Source organism: Egicoccus sp. AB-alg2, from assembly GCF_041821065.1.
GTDB lineage: Bacteria > Actinomycetota > Nitriliruptoria > Nitriliruptorales > Nitriliruptoraceae > Egicoccus.
The window spans coordinates 81,197-100,436 of the sequence record NZ_JBGUAX010000011.1 but is presented as its reverse complement, the minus strand read 5'-3'; the positions used below and the strand labels follow the sequence as shown (position 1 = coordinate 100,436).

15 protein-coding genes are annotated in these 19,240 nt (G+C 72.7%); 14 read left to right on the top strand and 1 reads right to left on the bottom strand.

The features are described 5' to 3' along the window. Positions 1-25: 25 nt before the first annotated feature. The 3 genes from ACERM0_RS19920 to ACERM0_RS19910 are packed head-to-tail and all read left to right on the top strand — an operon-like array spanning position 26 to position 6,000. A complete protein-coding gene (locus ACERM0_RS19920; RefSeq protein ID WP_373680384.1) occupies positions 26-4,360 on the top strand; it encodes a putative Ig domain-containing protein in 4,335 nt (1,444 codons plus the stop codon). Between the two features lie 9 nt (positions 4,361-4,369). After that, the gene (locus tag ACERM0_RS19915; RefSeq protein WP_373680383.1) at positions 4,370-5,026 is read left to right on the top strand and encodes an adenylyl-sulfate kinase; all 657 of its coding nucleotides are present in this window, start codon (positions 4,370-4,372) and stop codon (positions 5,024-5,026) included. Continuing rightward, positions 5,023-6,000, top strand: a complete 978-nt coding sequence (locus ACERM0_RS19910; protein WP_373680382.1) for a sulfotransferase — start codon at positions 5,023-5,025, stop codon at positions 5,998-6,000. The genes ACERM0_RS19915 and ACERM0_RS19910 overlap by 4 nt, the downstream gene beginning before the upstream one ends. 1 nt (position 6,001) lies before the next feature. On the opposite strand, the gene ACERM0_RS19905 is transcribed toward ACERM0_RS19910, so the two are convergent. Continuing rightward, positions 6,002-7,561: a flippase gene (locus tag ACERM0_RS19905; RefSeq protein WP_373680381.1), complete on the bottom strand. Its 1,560-nt coding sequence runs from the start codon at positions 7,559-7,561 to the stop codon at positions 6,002-6,004. 320 nt (positions 7,562-7,881) lie between these two features. Here ACERM0_RS19905 and ACERM0_RS19900 point away from each other — a divergent pair, with 320 nt between their 5' ends. Genes ACERM0_RS19900 through ACERM0_RS19850 form a run of 11 tightly spaced genes read left to right on the top strand, consistent with a single transcriptional unit; the run spans position 7,882 to position 19,240 of the window. Next, on the top strand, positions 7,882-8,571 hold the full coding sequence (locus ACERM0_RS19900) for a sugar transferase (RefSeq protein WP_373680380.1): 690 nt from the start codon (positions 7,882-7,884) through the stop codon (positions 8,569-8,571). Between the two features lie 11 nt (positions 8,572-8,582). After that, complete coding sequence (locus tag ACERM0_RS19895) at positions 8,583-9,680, top strand: Gfo/Idh/MocA family protein (protein ID WP_373680379.1); 1,098 nt, start codon at positions 8,583-8,585, stop codon at positions 9,678-9,680. Continuing rightward, positions 9,677-10,879: a hypothetical protein gene (locus tag ACERM0_RS19890; RefSeq protein ID WP_373680378.1), complete on the top strand. Its 1,203-nt coding sequence runs from the start codon at positions 9,677-9,679 to the stop codon at positions 10,877-10,879. The genes ACERM0_RS19895 and ACERM0_RS19890 overlap by 4 nt, the downstream gene beginning before the upstream one ends. Then, positions 10,876-11,931 (top strand): sulfotransferase, encoded by a 1,056-nt coding sequence (locus tag ACERM0_RS19885; RefSeq protein ID WP_373680377.1) that lies wholly within the window; start codon positions 10,876-10,878, stop codon positions 11,929-11,931. Before ACERM0_RS19890 ends, ACERM0_RS19885 begins: the two co-directional genes overlap by 4 nt. Further along, positions 11,928-12,701, top strand: a complete 774-nt coding sequence (locus ACERM0_RS19880; protein ID WP_373680376.1) for a sulfotransferase — start codon at positions 11,928-11,930, stop codon at positions 12,699-12,701. The genes ACERM0_RS19885 and ACERM0_RS19880 overlap by 4 nt, the downstream gene beginning before the upstream one ends. 1 nt (position 12,702) lies before the next feature. Beyond that, a complete protein-coding gene (locus ACERM0_RS19875) occupies positions 12,703-13,686 on the top strand; it encodes a sulfotransferase (RefSeq protein WP_373680375.1) in 984 nt (327 codons plus the stop codon). Further along, on the top strand, positions 13,683-15,191 hold the full coding sequence (locus tag ACERM0_RS19870) for an O-antigen ligase family protein (protein ID WP_373680374.1): 1,509 nt from the start codon (positions 13,683-13,685) through the stop codon (positions 15,189-15,191). Before ACERM0_RS19875 ends, ACERM0_RS19870 begins: the two co-directional genes overlap by 4 nt. Beyond that, entirely contained in the window at positions 15,188-16,105 is a 918-nt protein-coding gene (locus ACERM0_RS19865) for a sulfotransferase (protein ID WP_373680373.1), read from the top strand. Before ACERM0_RS19870 ends, ACERM0_RS19865 begins: the two co-directional genes overlap by 4 nt. Then, positions 16,102-16,932, top strand: coding sequence for a hypothetical protein (locus ACERM0_RS19860; protein ID WP_373680372.1), 831 nt, complete (start codon positions 16,102-16,104; stop codon positions 16,930-16,932). Before ACERM0_RS19865 ends, ACERM0_RS19860 begins: the two co-directional genes overlap by 4 nt. Next, positions 16,929-18,008: a phosphotransferase enzyme family protein gene (locus ACERM0_RS19855; RefSeq protein WP_373680371.1), complete on the top strand. Its 1,080-nt coding sequence runs from the start codon at positions 16,929-16,931 to the stop codon at positions 18,006-18,008. The genes ACERM0_RS19860 and ACERM0_RS19855 overlap by 4 nt, the downstream gene beginning before the upstream one ends. Beyond that, positions 17,999-19,240, top strand: a complete 1,242-nt coding sequence (locus ACERM0_RS19850; RefSeq protein WP_373680370.1) for a glycosyltransferase family 4 protein — start codon at positions 17,999-18,001, stop codon at positions 19,238-19,240. The genes ACERM0_RS19855 and ACERM0_RS19850 overlap by 10 nt, the downstream gene beginning before the upstream one ends.

Sequence of the window (19,240 nt, the reverse complement as noted above, 5' to 3'; positions counted from 1 at the left end):
ACCGTTTCGACGACGCCGGGGGCGGATGCCTGTCACGGTCGCGGTGACGGCTGCGTTGCTGGCCGCCATGGTCGCGCCATCGTCGGTGGCGCTCGCACAGGAGGGCCCGCAGAAGGCACGACACGTGCGCACGACCTACACCTCGGAGTTCGGCATCCCGCGGCCGCACGGCATCGCCGTGGCACCTGAGGAAGGGGTTCTGGTCGCCGGGCCCGCCGAGGAGCAGACCGTCGTGATCCGGCTGTCACCGGGGGAGGATCTGCTCGGGACCACGTCCCTGCCGGGCGTGGACCCGGCGACGATGGCCACCGACCCGGACGACGGCAACCTCGTGGCCGTCGCCGACGGCGAGCTGGTCCAGGTGCACGCGGCGCAGCTACGTCGCGCCCGCCCGACGGTGACGAGCGACCGTCTCGCGGAGCTCGGGCTGCGCCGGGCCGCCGGCGCCACCGTCGACGAGGGCGGCGACCTGCTGCTCCTCGATGCCGGCGACGCGAGCCTGGTGCGGGTCGCGGCCGACGACCCGTCCGCGGCGCCCGAGCGCACGCCCCTGCCGGTGCTCGAAGGCGACGCGCTCGCCGGGCTCGCGTACAACCCCCAGGACGGACGGCTCTACGTGCTGCGTCCTGACGACGACCGCCTGGACGCCCTCGACGAGTCCGGGCAGGTGCAGGCGAGCTACGACCTCTCGGACGTCACGCTCGTGAGCCCGCAGGAGATGGTGTTCGCCCCCAGTTCTGATGCCTCCGACGACCCCGAGACGTACAACCTCTTCGTGGCGGACGCCGGCAGTCAGACGGTCCTCGGCGGCGTGACGGAGATCACGCTCACCGAAGTATCGGCCGCGAACGTGCCGGTGGAGACCGCCTCACTGGTGCGCATGATCGAGACCTCGAAGTGGACGCCGGCCAGCCCCGACCCCTCCGGCGTCACGTACCTGCCGGGCAGTGACCGTTTGATGGTCGCCGACTCCGAGGTCAACGAGGTCACCGGCGCCGGCTACCACGGCGTGAACCTCTGGACCACCACCCGCACCGGCGGCGTGACCGACACCGGTACCACGTTGGGCTTCACCAACGAGCCCACCGGCCTCGGCTACGACGCCGCGACCAACACGCTGTTCGTCTCCTCGGACGCCAGTCAGACCCGGGGCGTGTTCTCCGTCCGTCCGGGCAACGACGGCCGTTTCGGCACCCCAGACGACGTCGTCCGGTTCTTCAACGCGGCGGCCATCGGCGTCGTCGACACCGAGGACCCCGAGTTCGACCCGGTCACCGGGCACCTCTTCTTCCTCGACGGCATCAACACCAACGTCTACCGCGTGAACCCGGTCAACGGGGTGTTCTTCGACGGCGACGACATCGTCACGCACTTCGATGTCGGTCGTCACGGCGCGCTGGACGTGGAAGGCCTCGGATCCGACCCGTCGCGCAACACGCTGCTGGTGGGTGACCGGCGCCAACGCCGGATCTACGAGGTCACGAAGACCGGCGACCTCGTGCGGATCATCGACGCCTCGCGGATCGCGGACCTGACCTTCCTGTCCGGCCTGACCATGGCGCCCGCGACCAACGCCGCCGGCCGGATGAACTACTGGATCGTCGACCGGGCCGTCGACAACGGCGCCGACCCGAACGAGAACGACGGCAAGCTCTTCGAGATCACGCTGGGGGCGACGGGCAACACCGGCCCCGTGCTGTCCTCGGTGACCATCGACCAGTCGGCGCCGCGAACCGACGACACCCTGACCGTCAGCGTGCAGGCCAGCGATGCGGACGGTGACCCGCTGACCTACGAGTACCAGTGGCGCAAGAACGGCGTGGCGCTGCCGGGCGAGACCGGCGATCGGCTCGACCTGTCCAAGTCGGGCAACGGTGACCGCGGCGACGCGATCTCCGTGCGCGTGACCGTCTCCGACGGCCAGGCCGAGGATCAGCGCACCTCCTCTCAGGTGACCATCGTCAACTCGCCGCCGGTGTTCGGCCAGGATCTGCCCAACCGCAGTGATACCGAAGGGGCGAGTGTGTCCATCGTCGCGGGGGCGTCGGATGCGGACGGTGACACGCTGACCTACAGCGCGGCCGGTCTGCCGGCTGGCGTGTCGATCGACACCAGCACCGGCCGTCTGTCGGGCACGATCGCGGCCGGCGCGGCGGCGTCGAGCCCGTACGACGTGACCGTGAGCGTGACCGACGGTGGCACCTCCGGGCCGCCGAGCCCGGGCACGGGCGTCCGACTCGTGCAGAGCAAGGCCGGCGACCAGAACAACAGCACGTCCTACTCGCTGGCGTTCGACCAGCAGCCCAGGCAGGGCAACCTGCTCGTGGCGTTCGGCGCCCACAGCGCCAGCCGCACCTCGACGGTCCCGAGCGGCTGGAGCCGAGCGGTCGACGCCGGCCGGTCGGTGATCTTCTACAAGGTCGCCGGCGCCAACGAGCCGGCCACGGTGACGTACTCGGTCTCCGGCACGGAGACGTTCATGGGTCTGTCCATCCTCGAGTACGAAGGGCTGCACGGCGTGCAGTCCGAGGTGCTCGACCGGGTGGTGAGCCAGTCCGGGTCCGGTACCAGCGTGTCCACCGGCACGACCGCGACCACGCGGCACGCCGACCAGCTCCTGGTCGCGGGGGTCGGCCTGAACGGCACGCGCACCTTCGCGAACCAGTGGACGGAGGGCTTCGCGGCGCGGAGCACGGCTCGCCGGCACAGCGTGGCCGACCGGGTGGTGTCCAGCACCGGACAGTTCCAGACCTCGGAGTCGTGGGACACCTCCGCGAACTTCGCGGTCGGGTCGCTGGTGACCTTCCGGATCGCGGACACCGCCCCGCCGTCGGACCCTGCCGCGGTCACCGACACCTTCCGGTGGACGGTCACCACGGGCGGTGGCGGTGGCCCCGTCCCCGGCCCGCCGGTCGTGGACGCGGTCACGGTGACGCCGACGTCGCCGCGGACCGACGGCACGCTGACCGCGGAGGTGACCGCGTCGGGCGGGTCGGGTTCGCTGACCTACTCCTACCAGTGGCTCAGGAACGGCACGGCGCTGAGCGGGGCGACGTCGCGGACGCTGGATCTGGGTGTTGCGGGCAACGGTGACAAGGGTGACACGCTCGCGGTGCGTGTCACGGCCTCGGACGGCACGTCGACAAGTCCGGCCGTGACCTCGGCCACGGTCACGGTCGTCAATTCCCCGCCGGTGTTCGGCCAGGATCTGCCCGACCGCAGCGACGCCGAGGGAGCCACGGTCTCGATCGCCTCCGGCGCCACCGACCGCGACGGTGACGACCTGACCTACAGCGCCACCGGTCTGCCCGGCGGCATCTCGATCAACAGCGCCACCGGCGCGATCTCGGGCACGCTCGCGGCCGGCTCGGCCGGCACCCACGCCGTGACCGTCACGGTGCGGGACACCAGCAACGCCACGGCCACCGACACGTTCACGTGGACGGTCACCGCGCCGGCGCAGCCACCGCCGGCCCCCACCGCCCTGACGGCCACCAGCACCTCGATCGGCGTGGACCTCGGTTGGAACACCGGTGGCTCGGGCGTGACCGGGTACCACGTCTACCGTGCCTCCAGCGCCAGCGGCCCCTACACGCGCCTGACGACGAACCCGCAGACGTCGACGACCTACCGGGACGAGACGGCGCCGATCGGCAGCACGTCGCACTACCGCGTGACGGCGCTGAACGCCGACGGGCTCGAATCGGCACCCGCGACCGCGAGCAGTCGCCGTGCCATCGGCTTCCGCGGCGCGTCCACTGCCGCGGGGCGCAACCTCACCTCCGCCGCCGTGCAGCGGCCGAGCGGGGTCGCCGCGGGTGACGTCCTGGTCGCGGCCGTGACGGTCTACGGGAACGCCAACATCACGGCCCCCTCCGGCTGGAACCTCGTGCGCAACGACGCCAACGGCACGAACATGCGTCAGGCGGTCTTCTCGCGGGTGGCCGCCAGCAACGAAGCGGCGTCGTACACCTGGACGCTGTCGACACGCACCAGCGCCACCGTGGTCGTCGTCGCCTACCGCGGTGTCGACGCGGCCCAGCCGGTCGACGTCGCGGGTGGACAGGCCAACGCCGCGTCCCGTTCGATCGCGACCCCGTCGGTCACGACGACCGGTGGGGACCGGCTGCTGATCGCGTTCTTCGGCTTCCGCAACAGCACCACCATCGATCAGCCCGAGGGCATGATCGAGCAGGCCGAGGTGCTGCAGTCCTCCGGGAACGACAAGCTCGCCCTCTCGATCGCGGACGAGGTGCGGCCGTCGGCCGGTGCCACGGGCACCCGGACCGCCAGCGTCCCCAGCGGTCCCACGGCCGTCAGCGTCGGCCAGGTGGTCGCGCTGCGGCCGGCGACACCGTAGGAGGCGGCGATGGAGCAGACGGTGGCAGCCGGCCAGCCAGCGGCGGGCGAGGAAACGGCGGCGACTGCCGCGCACGACCACACCGCGCCGTCCCGCGCCGGTGCCTGCATCTGGCTGACGGGTCCCAGCGGTGCCGGCAAGTCGACGCTCACGGCCGCGCTGGTGCCGCGCCTCGAAGTACTCGGCCGGACGGTGAGCGTGCTCGACGTCGTGCCGCTGTTGGCCAAGGCGCCGGGTGAACGGAGCAGCGAGGGCAAGCTGTTGCGCAAGGCCTTCGTCGCCGGCGAGATCGCGCGGCACGGCGGCATCGCGATCTGCGTCACCGTCAGTGCCCGGCGTGAGGTGCGCGAGCGGGCACGCGAGGTCGTCGGTGCCGACCGGTTCGTGGAGGTCCACGTCGACGTGCCTGCCGAGGTGGCCGCCGCCCGCCGGGCAGCGCGTGGTCGCCGGGTGCCGCTCCGTCGCCGCGCCCGCGAGCTGCGCCAGCGCGTCGCCCGCTTCGTCGGCGCGAAGCGGGGTCTGGCCTACGAGCCGCCGGACGCACCGGACGTCCGGATCGACACCTCGCGGACCGCGCCCGATGTCGGTGCAGAGGCCGTCCTCGCGGCCCTGCGTGCGCGGGGCCTGCTGCCCAGCGGAAATCTCCCGCGAACGCCGTGGGCGTGAGCACCACGGACGACACCACCGCGGAGCCAAGGCCGGCAGCCGGCACTCCGCCGCCCGGCCGCGGTCCGGTCTTCCTCGCCGGTGCCGACCGCAGCGGGATCGGGCTGCTCGGCGAACTGCTGGAACACCACCCGTCGTTCGCCCTCACGCGCCGCACCGACTACTGGACCCGGGTCGTGGGCCGGTACGGGGACCTACGCCACCGCCCGAACCTCGACCGGCTCCTGGACGAAATCGCCGCGGACCGGCGGCTCCGGCTGCTGACACCGGACCGCCAGCGGCTCGACCGCGATCTGGCCGGCGACGAAGCCAGCTACGTGCGGCTGTTCGCCATGCTGCAGGAGCAGCGGGCGGCCCGGCTCGATCGTGCCCGGTGGGGTGACAAGTCCCTCGGCAACGAGCGCCACGCGGACCAGATCCTGGGCGCCTATCCCGAGGCGCGCATGGTCCAGGTGCTCCGCGACCCGCGGGACCGGTTCGCGTCCCAGAAGTACCACCGGGGGCTCGGCCGCGGCGGGCTGGGCGCCGGCGCGGCGATGTGGCGCGACTCGGCCCGCCGAGCGGTCCACAACGCGATCCGGTACCCGGAGCGGTACCTCGTCGTCCACTACGAGCGGCTGGTCCGCGACCCAGCGAGCGTGCTGCACGAGGTCGTGACCTTCCTCGGCGAACCGGCCTCGACCGCGGCCACCACGCTGGCTGCGGCAGAGGCCGACGCCGCCGGGCCGGGTCCGCTGCACGACCGCTCCGTCGGCCGGTTCCGGCGTGACCTCGAGCCCAGCGAGGTCGCCTTCCTGGAGCTCGCGACCCGGCCATGGGCTGACCGGCTCGGCTATCCAACTGGCGAGAAGGGCCAGGACCGCGTGCGTGGGTTGCGGTTCGCGCTGGCCGAGGTCCCCCGTCACGGTGCCGGGATGCTGGCCTGGTCCTTGCGCACCCGCCTCCCGGCGCGGGCGAAGCTGCGGCCGCGGTGACTCACACCCGCTCCGCGGCACGCGCCGGACGCAGCGAGCGTCCGAGTTGTCCCGGCAGCCGGCGGACACGACCCCAGACCCGGCCGGCGACCATCGCGTCCTCGGCTTCGGGACGAAGCAGCACGACCAGCAGCGCGTACACCGCCACCACCAGACCGGCCTGCACGGCCAGGACGAGCGGGTGGTCGGCCGGCGACCAGACCCGGGCGACGGCAGCGCCGAACGCGAACGCACCGACGCCGGCCGCCGCCGGCTTCAGGAACGTGCGGTCGTAGGGATGCACGCGCTCCAGCACCCAGACCTGCACGATCCGCAGCACGTTGATCAGCGAGCTCGCCAGCACGGAGGCGACGGCCGCGCCCAGCACCCCCCAACGCGGGATGAGCAGCAGGTTGGCGCCGAGGATCAGCACCAGCCACAGCACGGCGTTGACCAGCTTGGCGCCGGTGCGGCGGGCCATGTCGAGCACCGAACCACAGACACCGGTGGCGGCGTTGACCAGCTCGCCGGCGGCCAGCACGACCAGGGCCGTGGTCCCCGCGGTGAAGGAGTCGCCGAACACGGCCAGGATCGGTTCCGCGTACAGCACCGTGACGAGGCAGAACGGCAGCCCGAACAGCAGTGCCCAGCGGGTGGTCGTGCGGTACAGGTGCCGCAGCCCCTCGCGGTCCCTGCTGCCGTGCAGCTCCGCCAGGTGCGGCTTCACCGACGTGATGATGGCCGAGTAGACGGTGTGGCCGACGAGGTTGACCTTCGCGGCCACGGAGAAGATGCCGACCGAGGCCACCGCGGTCAGCGAGCCCAGCAGCAGGGTCTCGATGTTCTGGCGAAACTTGCGCAGTGCGCCCGCGAGCCACAATGGACCGGCGAATCCGACCAGGCCGCGGACGTCCCGGCGGACCCCACGCCCGAAGGCGGCCCGGAGCGGCAGCTGACGCCTCAGCAGGGCGACCATGGTGAGACTCGACGCCACGTCACCGACGCCGAACACCACCGCCGCGGCCACGGGCTCCAGCCCCAGGAACAGCAGCGGCAGGATCAGGGCCAGACGGACCAACGACTGCACGACCTCTTCCGCCAGCGCCGCGACGTCCATGCGCTTGCTGCCGCGTGCGACACCGAGTAAGGCGTTGCTCAGGGTCATGAACGGGACGATGACGCCGAATGCGCGCAGCACCGGCACCAGCTCGGGGGCGTCGAAGACCCGGTCCGCGACGGCCCCGGCCGCCACGAACAGCCCGACGCCCGTGATCGTGCCGACCAGCGTGGAGATGCCGACGCCGATCTGCAGCGTGCCGGCGACGGCGGAACGGTTGCCCTCACGGGCCTGGATCGCGAGGTAGCGCACCATCGCGTCGTCCAGCCCGAGCGCCGCCAGCGACGAGCACAGCCCGGCCACCGTCAGGGCCAGCATGTACTGACCCAGGCCGTCGGCGCCGAGTGCGCGCGCCAACAGGATCGCGGTGACGAACCGGACCACCTGCCCGACGCCGCCGCCCGCGGTGAGGTAGCCGATGCCCTTCGCCGCGTGGAGCACGTGCGGTTCGGCACTCGCGGCCAACGCGTACCTCCACCTCGACAGGCAGCGTCGGGATGTCTGCCCCGGGGCAGCGAACGAGATGGCGGCTTGGCGCCCCAGAGGCAGGTGTCCCATCGCGGGCGGCGTGGCGGATCAACAGGTTGAGAGAGAGGCCATCTCAGGTCGGGGCATGTGTCACTACGCCGTAACCGTAGGGACAGGTTTTCTCTACCCGGGACATCGGCCGGCCTCGGGGGGAGAGCGCCGGGGCACTTGGTGCCGAGTGCCGCCGGAAAGGGGGAACCATGGAGGTGATGCCTGCGGTGCCGACGCACACGGAGCGGTCGCTCACGTGTCGGTCGGTGACCTCAGACGCCTACTTCGCCGTGAAGCGGTCGTTCGACGTCCTGGTGAGCCTCGTGCTCCTGGTGGTGCTCGCGCCGCTGCTGTTGGCCATCGCCCTGGGCGTCCGGTTGGAGAGCACCGGACCCGCACTCTTCCGTCAGGAGCGGCTCGGCGCCCGCCGTGTCCGCACCGGCGGGGGGTGGACCTGGCAGGTCCGCACCTTCACGATCGTCAAGTTCCGCACGATGCACACCGCCTGCGACGAGGAACTGCATCGGCGCTACATGGCGGCCTACCTCGCCGGTGACGAGGCCGCCATGGCGGCCCTGCGTCCGTCCGGCGGCAAGGGCGACTCCTACAAGCTGGTCGGTGACCCGCGCGTGACCCGCTTCGGCCGGTTGCTACGACGGTTCAGCCTCGACGAACTGCCGCAGATCCTCAACGTGCTGCGCGGGGACATGAGCCTGGTCGGCCCGCGGCCACCGTTGCCCTACGAGGCGGACCTGTACGAGGAGTGGCACTTCGAGCGGCTCGCCTCGGCACCGGGTCTGACCGGCTGGTGGCAGGTGAACGGTCGCTGCGAGACCAGCTTCGAGGAGATGGTCCGTCTCGACCTCGAGTACATCGCCCGGCGTTCGCTGTGGCTCGACCTCAGGATCCTCGCGCGGACGCTGCCTGCAGCCTTCTCCGCGCGCGGCGCCGGCTGAAGGAACCAAGGATGTCCAGGACCAGGATCGGCGCGATCGGCTGTGGCTACTGGGGCCCCAACCTGATCCGCAACTTCATCGAGATCCCGAACACGCGTGTTCTGGGCGTCGCGGATCTCGACGGCGGGCGACTCGCCCACGTCCGGGAGCGCTACCCGCAGATCGGGACGCTGACCAACGACTACCGGGATCTGTTCGGGCTCGGGTTGGACGCCGTGGTGGTGAGCACCCCGCCCGAGACGCACTACGACATCGTCAGGGACTGCCTCGAGCACGGCCTGCACGTGCTCGTGGAAAAGCCGCTGGTCACCCGCAGCGCCGAGGCACGAGAGCTGATCGCCGTCGCCGAGCGCAACGAGCGCATCCTCATGGTCGGCCACACGTTCCTCTACAACCCCGCCGTGCACGCCCTGCGCGACCTCGTCGTGCACGGCGAGCTCGGGGACGTGCTCTACATCGATGCCGTACGTGCCGGGCTGGGGCTGTTCCATCCGCGCCTCAACGTCATCTGGGACCTGGCGCCGCACGACATCTCCATCGCGTCGTTCCTGCTCGGTGCGGCACCGGTCGCGGTGGCGGCACGCGGGGCCGCCTGCCTCAACGAGACCGTCGAGGACGTCGCCTACCTCACGCTGACGTTCCCCGGCAACGTCCTGTACCACGTCCGGCTGAGCTGGCTCGATCCGTCCAAGACGCGGCGTACGACCGTCATCGGCAGTCAGAAGATGGCGGTCTACGACGACGTCGAGCCGCTGGAGAAGCTGCGTATCTACGACAAGCGGGTCGACTCGATCCGCAGGACCGACACCTTCGGCGAGTTCCAGTTCGCCTACCACTACGGCAACGTCGTGATCCCGCACATCCGGTTCGAGGAGCCGTTGCGGCTGGAGTGCCTCCACTTCGCCGACTGCGTCGCGCGCGGGGCACGTCCGCGTACCGACGCGAGCAACGGGCTGGTCGTCGTGGAGACGATCGAGGCGGCGCAGCGCTCCCTGGCCAACGGCGGCGCGAGCGTCCCGGTCGGAACGGCGGCCGCCCCGGCCGTCGAGAACGTCACACCCGACCGGGGACCGTCCCCGGCGCGTAACGAGGTGGTCAACGTCGGATGACGAACACGAACGGCTCGACCGACCGGGGCACGCTGCCCACGGTGTCCTGGACGGTCCCGCCGGCTGCCATGCCGACGGGTGGGTCCAACCTGAGCGTCCAGTACACGTTGCGGCTCTTGCGCAACCGGTGGTGGCTGCTGCTGGTCGGCCTGGTCCCGACGGTCCTGATGGCCTACAACCAGGTCCGCGCGCTGCCCGAGACCTACGAGTCGGTCAGCAGCTTCGTCGTTCGCCCGGTCGAGGGCAACGCCGAACAGCTCGTCCGTGCCATGGACACGCTGCTCCGTGGCGTCGAGATCAACACGACGTACGCCAACGTCGTGGGCAGCCGGGTCGTGACCGACCGGGCGCTCGAGCGACTCGATCTCGGGAACGGCAAGCCCAAGGGGCTCGACGCGACCGGTCAGGTCGTCACTGGCACGAACATCGTGGAGATCCGGACCACGGCGCAGGATCCCGAACTCGCGCAGGCGTTCGGTGAGGCCGTGGCTGCGGAGACGGTGGCCTACATCGACGACCTGCAGAATGCCTTCGGCCTGGTCGAACTCGATCCGCCGACGCTGCCCACCGCGCCGGTCGGCCCGCGGGTGCGTCTGACCGTGATGCTGAGCGCGTTCCTCGGTGGACTGCTGGGCCTGGGGCTGCTGCTCGTGAGCGGCATCGCCTTCCCGCTGGTCGGGGCGCGCCGCATGGACATCGTCGATCCGCTCACGGGGGCGCACACCGGCGACTACCTGCTGATCCGCCTGCGACAGGAGCTGGCCAGGATCCACCGCCACGGTGGCCTCGTGAGCGTCGCGGTCGTGGACGCCGTCCCTCGCCGTCGGCGCGGACCGGGTGCCTGGCTGGCGTGGCTGGTCGCCGACAAGCAGTTGGCGCGCACCGCCGCGATGCTGCGGCGGCAACTCGAGGAGACCGACGTCGTCGCGCACGTCGGAGGCGGCCGGTTCGTGGTCCTCGCTCCCGAACGGGCCGGGTCGGCATGGCTGGCGAGCCTGCGTCTGCCGGGCGCAGCCGGCGAGCGTCCGATCCCGTGCCGCACGATCGTCGGACGACCGGACCGCGCCGCGCCGCCCCTGCCGAGCGACCTCGACGGCTTCCTGCGTGAGATCACCGAACCGAAGCCCGCCGGCCATGACGGCAGCACCCCCAACGGCGCCGTGCCCCGTCGGCTGCCCACCACCGTGGCGGGACGATGAGCGACGCCGCCGGGCGGTCGGCCGGCCCGGTCTACGTCGCAGGACTGGACCGCTCGGGCAAGACCACCATGAGCGCGATCCTGTCATCGCACCCGGATCTCGCCATCCCGGGAGTGGGATCCAACATGTGGACCTACTTCCACCGGCGCTACGGCGACCTGGCCCGGCCTGCCAACTTCGAGCGTTGCCTGGCCGCGATGCTGCGCTACAAGCACGTGCGCTACCTCGAGCCGGACCCCGATCGGATCCGGCGCGAGTTCCGGGCCGGCGAGCCCAGCTACGCCCGGCTGTTCGCGCTGTTCCTCATCCACTACGCACAGCGACGGGGCAAGCCGCGGTGGGGTGCCCAGACCGGCCTCGTCGAGCGTTACGCCCACGAACTGTTCGCCGCCTACCCGGACCTGCGCATCGTGCACCTGTTGCGGGACCCGCGGGACCGCTACGAGGCCTCGCTGTCGCGCTGGCCCGACGGGCGCGGACGGGCCGGAGGCGCGGTCGCACGCTGGCGCTACTCGACCAGCCTGGCGCGCCGCCACGTGGCCGACCACCCGGGCCGCTACCTCGTCGTGCGCTTCGAGGACCTGGTGCGGGAACCGGAGGCGACGGTCCGCGAGGTGTGCGACTTCCTCGGCCTGCGTTACCTGCCGGCCATGCTGGAGATGGGCGAGGCGCCGACGTTGGTGGCCAAGATGGTCGCCGGTGGCGGTGACCCGCAGGCGAGCCTGTTCTCCACCACGCAGCTGGGCCGGTACCGCGGTCGGGTTCCGGAGGCCGAGCTCGCCTTCATCCAGCGTCATGCCGGTGCCCTCATGCAGGCGTACGGCTACGAGGCCGACGCCCTCGGATGGACGCCGGCGGAGCGGCTGCGGTTCGCGCTGGTCGACCAACCCGACCAGCTGGCACGACTGGCGGCCTGGCGGTTGGTCGAGGAGCTCCAGCAGCGCTTCCCGCGGGTCGTGCCACGGCGGCCGGGCAACCGGATGCTCGTCGACGAACCGTTGCCCGCGGCGGTGACCGGCGGTGCCCCGGCGGACCGGGTGGCGGCGCCGTGAGTGGACCCGTGTTCCTGGCCGGCCTCGCCGACACCGGCAAGACCCCGTTGCGGCTGATGCTGTCCGCGCATCCCGACTTCGTGATGGTGCGGGGCACCCGGCTGTGGGAACGCTTCGACGGCCGGTTCGGTGACCTCACCGATCCGGGGAACCTCGAGCGGCTCCTGGCCGCCCTGCTGGCCGACGACGCCGTCGCGCGCCTGCGCCCCGACCCGGCGGGTCTTCGGCGCGCCGTCGCCACCGACGGCGCGTCGTACGCGACGGTGCTTCGCGCCGTCCACGACCAGCACGCGCGGTCGAACGGCAGGCGCCGCTGGGGCGAGCAGTTCGGCATGGCCGACGTGGCGGCCCCGCGCCTGTTCGAGCAGCTGCCCGACGCCCGCATCGTCCACCTCGTGCGGGACCCGGTGTCCCACTGCCGCGTCGTGGCCGGTCGTGGCCGACGTCGGCTCGGCGCGGTGGGCCGGACCACGGCCCGCTGGTTGCGCTCGGCGCAGGCGGCCATCGACAACGTGCGCCGCTTCGAGGGCCGCTACCTGGTCGTGCGGTTCGAGGCGCTGCGTGACGACCGGGAGACGACGCTGCGCCGTGTCTGCGCCTTCCTGGACGCGCCGTTCGCGCCCGCGATGCTGGCAGTGGGCGCCGACGGAGGGCTGCGAAAGCCGGAGGCGGGGCCCGCCACCGGGTCCGCAGAAGCACGACTCGTCACGTTGTTCGCGGCGCGGTATCTGGACACCCTCGGTTACCCGCGCTCGCAGCAGGAGGTGTGAGATGCAGCCGGGCCCCGTGTTCGTCGCCGGGCAGGAACGCAGCGGCACCAGCCTGCTGTACGCGCTGCTGGCCTCCCACCCGAACCTGGCGATGACCCGGCGCACCAACCTCTGGCGCTACTTCTACGGGCAGTACGGCGATCTCGCCGACCCGGCCAACCTCGAGCGCTGTCTGACGATGCTGCTGCGCTACCGCCGCATCGCGGTGCTGGACGTCGACGGCGAGCGTCTGCGCAGCGACTTCCTGCGCGGCGAGGCGACCTACGCCCGGCTGTTCTGGCTCGTCGAGCAGCAGGTGGCCGATCGACTGGGCAAGCCGCGCTGGGGCGACAAGTCGCTGGACACCGAGCGGTTCGCCGATCCGATCATGGCCGCCTATCGCGGAGCCCGGATCCTGCACATGATCCGCGACCCGCGCGACCGCTACGCCTCGGTGCTGGTGCGCTGGAAGTCCCGCCGCGGCGACGTCGGTGCCGGGACCGCGGCGTGGCTCGCGTCGGTGGCGCTCGGCGAGCGACACCAGCGGCGCTACCCGGCGCAGTACCGCATCGTCCGGTACGAGACGCTGGTGCAGGCCCCCGAGCGGACGCTGCGCGAGATCTGCGACTTCATCGGCGAGCCCTACCGCGACGGCATGCTCGGCATGGCGGGCGCGAGCCGCTTCCGCGACGACGGCGGCAACAGCTCGTACGGGCCGCGGACGGTCGGGGTGATCTCGGCCGACTCCATCGGCAGGTATCGCGAGGTGCTGAGCCCCCGCCAGATCGCGTTCATCGACCGCGTCGCCGCGGCGCCGATGGCGCGGATGGGGTATCTGCCCGAGCCGTTGCGGTTGACGCCGCATGACCGGCTGCGCTTCTCCGTCGCCGACCGGCCCGTCAACACCGGCGCGCTGCTGGCCTGGCGTGCCCGTGCGGCCTACGTCGGGCGCACCGGCCAGAAGCTGCCCGCCTACCGGCTGCTGCCCGAGGCCGGCGCACGATGAGCGCCGTGGAGGAGACCGCGCCGCCGGGAGCCTCGCCGCCGGGGGGCTCGCCCCTGGGCGTCCCCACGCGGCTGGGGCTGGTCGCGCTCGTCGGTGGCGGCCTGCTGTCGGCGGCGGCGGTGGCGGCGCTGGTCACGGCCGGCAACTACCAGCTCGCCGCGGCGGCCGCCCTGATCGTCCCGATCGGGTTGCTGATGTACCAGCGGCCGTTCTCGGCCATCGTGGTGTGGCTGCTGGTGGCACCGCTGGTCATGGTCGTCGACGGCGGCGGGGGCGGTCGCCGTGTCTTCTGGCTCGTGCACCGCTTCCTGCCGCTGGCGGCGGTCGGGGCGATCCTGATGCGCGCCGTCCTGGCGCAGGCCGTGGACCGGCTGCCACGGCTCGGCCTGCCCGAGCTGTGCATGGCCGGCTACGTCGTCGCGTCGGTCGTCTCCGTGCTCTACACGTCACCGGAGCCGCTCGCCGACATCTACCTGCTCTACGACCGCATCGTCGTGCCGATGCTGCTCTACGTCGTGATCCGCCTGTCACGTCCAAGCGACCAGGACCTGCGCTCCTGGTACCTGGTCCTGGTCGTCCTGGTGCTCAGCCAGGCCGCCATCGGGATCCTCTCCTGGGTGGCGCCCGAGGTGCTGCCGAGCCACTGGCTCAACCGTGCCGGGAGCCGGACGACCGGGTCCCTGCGCCATCCCAACGTCTATGCGATCTCGCTGCTCTTCGCCGCGGTGCTGTGTCTCCATCTCGCCGGGCGGGCGGGCGGCTGGCTCGGTCGGCGCGTGCTCCCGTCGGTGGTGCTCGTGGTGGCCTGCGCCATGGCCTTCCTGACGCTGTCGCGCGCGGCGTGGTTGGCGACGATCGTGATGCTCGCCGGCGTCGCCCGGCTGCATCTGCGGGCGGCGCTGGTCGCGATGACGGTGGCGGTCGTCGCCGTGATCGGGCTGCTGCAGACCGACGTGCTGGTCGTCGATGCCGCCGACGTCTCGGACCGGTTCTATTCGAGCGCCTCGGAGCAGTCGGCACTCAGCCGGCTGCCGGTGGTGATGGCGTCGCTGGGCATGTTCGAGGCCAAACCGATGACGGGGTGGGGTTACGGGCGCTTCGACGACTTCGACCACCAGTTCCAGCGCCCGATCGACCGCCTCTACGTGCCCGACAAGGACCACGCCTCGCACAACTTCTATCTCACGCTCCTGGCCGAACAGGGGCTGCCGGGCTTCCTGCTCTACGTGGTGCCCGCGGTGTGGCTCCTGGTCCAGTCCCACCGCTACGGCATCTGGCGGGCGGGCAGCCCCGACTGGCGCCTGGCCGTGAGCCTGTGGCTCGTGATCGCCGGCCACGTGATCATCTCCAACTTCGCGAACATGCGGGTCGCGTTCGGGCTCGGCGTCTGGTGGGTCAGCCTGGCGCTGATCGCGACGCTCGTCGATCGTGCCCGCCTGGCCCGGGCCGTGGCCCGATCGCCGCTGCCGACGCTGGCACCCCTGCTGCGCGCGGGCCCCTCGTGAGCGCCCCGGGCCGCCCCGTCCGCCTCGCCCCCCGGCGGCTGGTCAAGTCGCGTCCGGGCCGCTGGCTCGTCGGCACGTCGGCCGGTCGGTGGGCGCTCACCCAGCGACGGCACGCGGCCGCCCGGGCGGAGGCACGCCGCGAACCCGCTCGCTTCACGGACCTGCACACCTGCTGCCTGTTCCTCGGTCACGTCAAGAGCGGCGGCTCCCTCCTCGGCGCGATGATCGACGCCCACCCGGCCGCCGCCATCGCCGACGAGATCGACGTCGCGGCGCAGGTGGCCGCCGGGCTCACGCGCGACGAGGTGTTCCACCTGCTGGTCCGGGGCGCGCGCCGCGAGGCCGGCAACGGCCGCGTCACCGCCCGGCGCCTCGAGCCGTACTCGCTCGCGGTGGAGGGCCAGTGGCAGGGGCGTCACGCCCGCCTGCAGGTCGTCGGGGACAGCCGCGGCGGGCCGACCACGCGAGTGCTCGGCGACGACCCGCAGGCGTTGACCGGCCTGCGGGCCGCGCTGGCCCCCGTGCGCGTCGCCTTCGTGCACGTCGTGCGCAATCCCCACGAGCCGATTTCGGCCATGGTGCGGCGCAGCGGCCGGCCCCTGGCGGCCGCCGTCGCCGACCACCGGGCCCAGTGCCACCGGCTGCTGGACCTGCGCGGCCGGATCCCGCCCGGCGACCTGCACACGGTCCGCTACGAGCGGCTGGTCGCCGACCCGCGACGCGAACTGTCCGGCGTGTTCGCCTTCCTCGGCCTCCCGCTCCACCCCGACGTGCTGACCGCCTGTGCGGCCCTCCTGCGACCCGAGCCGGTGCGCGACCGCGACCGCATCGAGTGGCCGGCCGAGGCGCGCGAGGCCGTCGCCGCGACCATCGCGGACGTGGACTTCCTCGCCGGCTACGGCTTCGAGCGATGAGCGGCCGGCGCCTGGACCCACACGACCGACCGCTGGTGGTCGAGTTCGTCGGCCCGCCCGGGGGCGGCAAGACCACGCTGTTGCCCGTCGTGGCGGCGGCCCTGCGGCAGGCCGGCCTCACGCCGTTCACGGTGGTCGAGGCGGCCCGTCCGCTGGCGGCCCGGACCCGTCTCGGGCGGCGCTTGCATGCGGGGGGCAGCGGACGGCGCAGCCGCCAGCTCGCCTGGGCGCTGTACCGGCTGCAGTCGGAGCTGGCGGGCGCGGCCGCGATCCCCTCGACCTGGCCGCTGGCCTGGCGGGCGGTGCGCTCGCAGCTCGGGCGGCCAGCGGCCGCCGACGCGGGCACGCGACGGGTCCTGCACTGGCTGCGTCGCGTGCATGCCGCGACCGCGCACTTCCGCCGGCACGGTCGTCCGGGGGAGGTGCTGGTGCTCGACGAGGGGTACGTCCACCGGGTCGTGCAGCTGTTCGCCTCCGGCGTCGAGGTACCCGCACGTCGTGACGTCGAGGACTACCTCGCGACGGTGCCGGTCCCGGACCTGCTCGTCGCCGTGCGCACGCCAGTCGAGACCTGCACCGCCAGGATCCGTGCCCGTGGCGTCTGGTCCCGGCTGCGAGCAGCCGACGGCGACGAACTCGAGCAGTTCGTCGTCAACGCGCACCGGGCCGCGTCGCTGGCGGTGGACGTGGCACGTCAGCGCGGGTGGCGGCTGGTCGAGATCGACAACGACGGCGTGGACCCGCGCACGGTCGCCGCGACCCTGGAGTTCGCCGTGGCGTCGCACCTGCCGGCGGCGACCTCGGCCCGGGCGGAGGTCGCGTCGTGAGCGCTTCCGTGGCACCCGCCGCTCCGGTGCGCTGGGCCGTTCCGAAGCCGGGGCGGCTGGCCCGGTCGGTGACGGTCGGCCGGCGGCCGGTTCCGCTGGACGAGGCGACCACCCGAGCCGTGCTACAGCCCCATGCGCTGGCACCGACCGGTCAGGCGGCGACCCTGCCGCTGGGCCGTCGCAACGACACGGTGCTCGTGGACACCGCCCGTGGCCGTGTCGTCGTCAGGCGCTACCCCGCACGCCTGGCCTCGGAGGAGGTCCGCCACGAGCACGCGATCGCGGACGAGGCGCGGCGCCGGGGTGTGCCCGTTCCCGCGGTGCTGCGCACGCGGTCCGGCGACAGCTGGGTCGAGGTGGACGGTGCCCGCTACGGCGTGAGCGCCTTCGTCGACGGGCGCAGCTACAGCGGCTGCCTGCTCTCGCCCGGCGTCGCCGCCGACCTGCACCGAACCGCCGGTCGGCTGCTGGCCCGGTTCCACCTCGAATTGGCGGGCTTCCGTCCGGCGGGCCGCCACCACCTCGGCGACGAGCTCGAGCGGGTCACCCCGGGCGGGTTGCGGGCCTGTCTGCAGACGCTCGACTGGCTGGTGCGGACCGGAGTCGGGCGCCGCGACGAGGACGCCGAGCGCTGGCTCGCCGCCCGCGGCGGCCGGCTGGCGGCCGATCTCGTGCACCTCGACCAGCGGCTGCGGCAGCTCCCCCTGGACCGCGGCGTCATCCACGGCGACTACGGGTTGCACAACGTGACATTCGCCTCCGACGGTCACGTCACCATGCACGACCTCGAGCTCGCCCGCCGCGACCTGCTGCTCGTGGACCTGGCCGCCGTGCTCTCACGATCGTCGGTGCGGTCCGGGCGTGCCTTCCTGGCTGGCTACCAGGAGCTGCGCCCGCTGGACGACGAGGCCTGGGCGGCGCTCCCCGACCTGTGGCGGCACTACCGCCTGTGCGGTGCGGTCCGGTCCTGGCACAACCATCGGCGTTGGGGCGGGCGTCAGCGGCTGGAGACCGCCCGACGTCGGCTGCTGGAGGCGGACCGGGTGGCGCGACGGGGGGTGGACCCATGGCGATGACGCCGCAGGCGGGGGGCTCGGCGGCCGGTCGAGACACGGTCGTCATGGTCGTGCGGCTCTTCCACCCGTGGGTCGGTGGCATGGAGCGCCAGGCCCACAAGCTCGCGCGCGGCATGGTTGCCGCCGGGGTGCCGGTCGAGCTCCTCACCGGTCGGTGGTTCCGCGGCACGGCCGCCCACGAGGTCCTCGACGGCGTCGAGGTCACCCGCCACCAGACGCTCTGGGACCTCGGCGGTGTCCGCGGGCTGCGACGCTTCTCCGGCTACCTCTACATGCTGACGCTGCTGGCCGCCCTGTGGCGCCGCCGCGACCGGTGTCGCGTCGTGCACGTGCACGGGCTGAGCTACCACACCGCGGCCGCGGTGCTCGCCGGCCACCTGCTGGGCGTGCCCGTCGTGGTGAAGCTCGCCAACAGCGGCCGCGGCAGCGACCTGACGCGGATGCGGCGCGGCGACCAGCTGGCCGGCTCGCGCCTGCTCGTGCCGCTGGCGCTGCGCGCCGACGCGTTCATCGCCCTCAACCCACGCATCCGCGACGAGCTGGTGGCGGCGGGCGTCGACCCGGCGCGCATCGTCGACATTCCCAACGGCGTCGATCTCGCCCCCGCAAGGCACGCGGACCGCCGCGGTCGGTTGCGGGTCGTGTACGCCGGCCGCCTGCACGCCAACAAGGGGCTCGACGACCTGCTGCGCGCAGTGGCGTGGCTGCGTGAGCAGACGCTGGTCCCGGCCTTCACGGTCGACCTGCTCGGGCAGGGGCCGGAGGAGGACCGGCTGCGCGAGCTGGCCACCAGCCTCGGACTCGAGGAGGTCGTGCGGTTCTGCGGCCCGACCGACGACGTGTTGGCGGCCTTCGCCCGGTCGGACGTGTTCGTGCTGCCGTCGCGGGCCGAGGGGCTGTCCAACGCCTTGTTGGAGGCGCTGTCGGTGGGACTGCCGGCGGTGGTCTCGGACCTGCCGGGCAACCGCGTCGTGGTCTCGGACGAGCACGACGGCCTGGTCGTCGACGCGACGAGCGCGCCGGTGCTGGGCGAGGCGCTGGCGCGGCTGCTGGAGGACCACGAGCTGCGCCACCGGCTCGGCGAGGCGGGTCGCCGCACCGTGGCACAGCGGTTCTCCACGGCCACGGTGGTCGGCCGCTACCGCGCCCTCTACGACCGCGTGGCACCACCTGCCGATGACCGATCGGTACCCGCGTCGACACCGCCCGCGAGGGTGGGGGAGGAGCGCTGA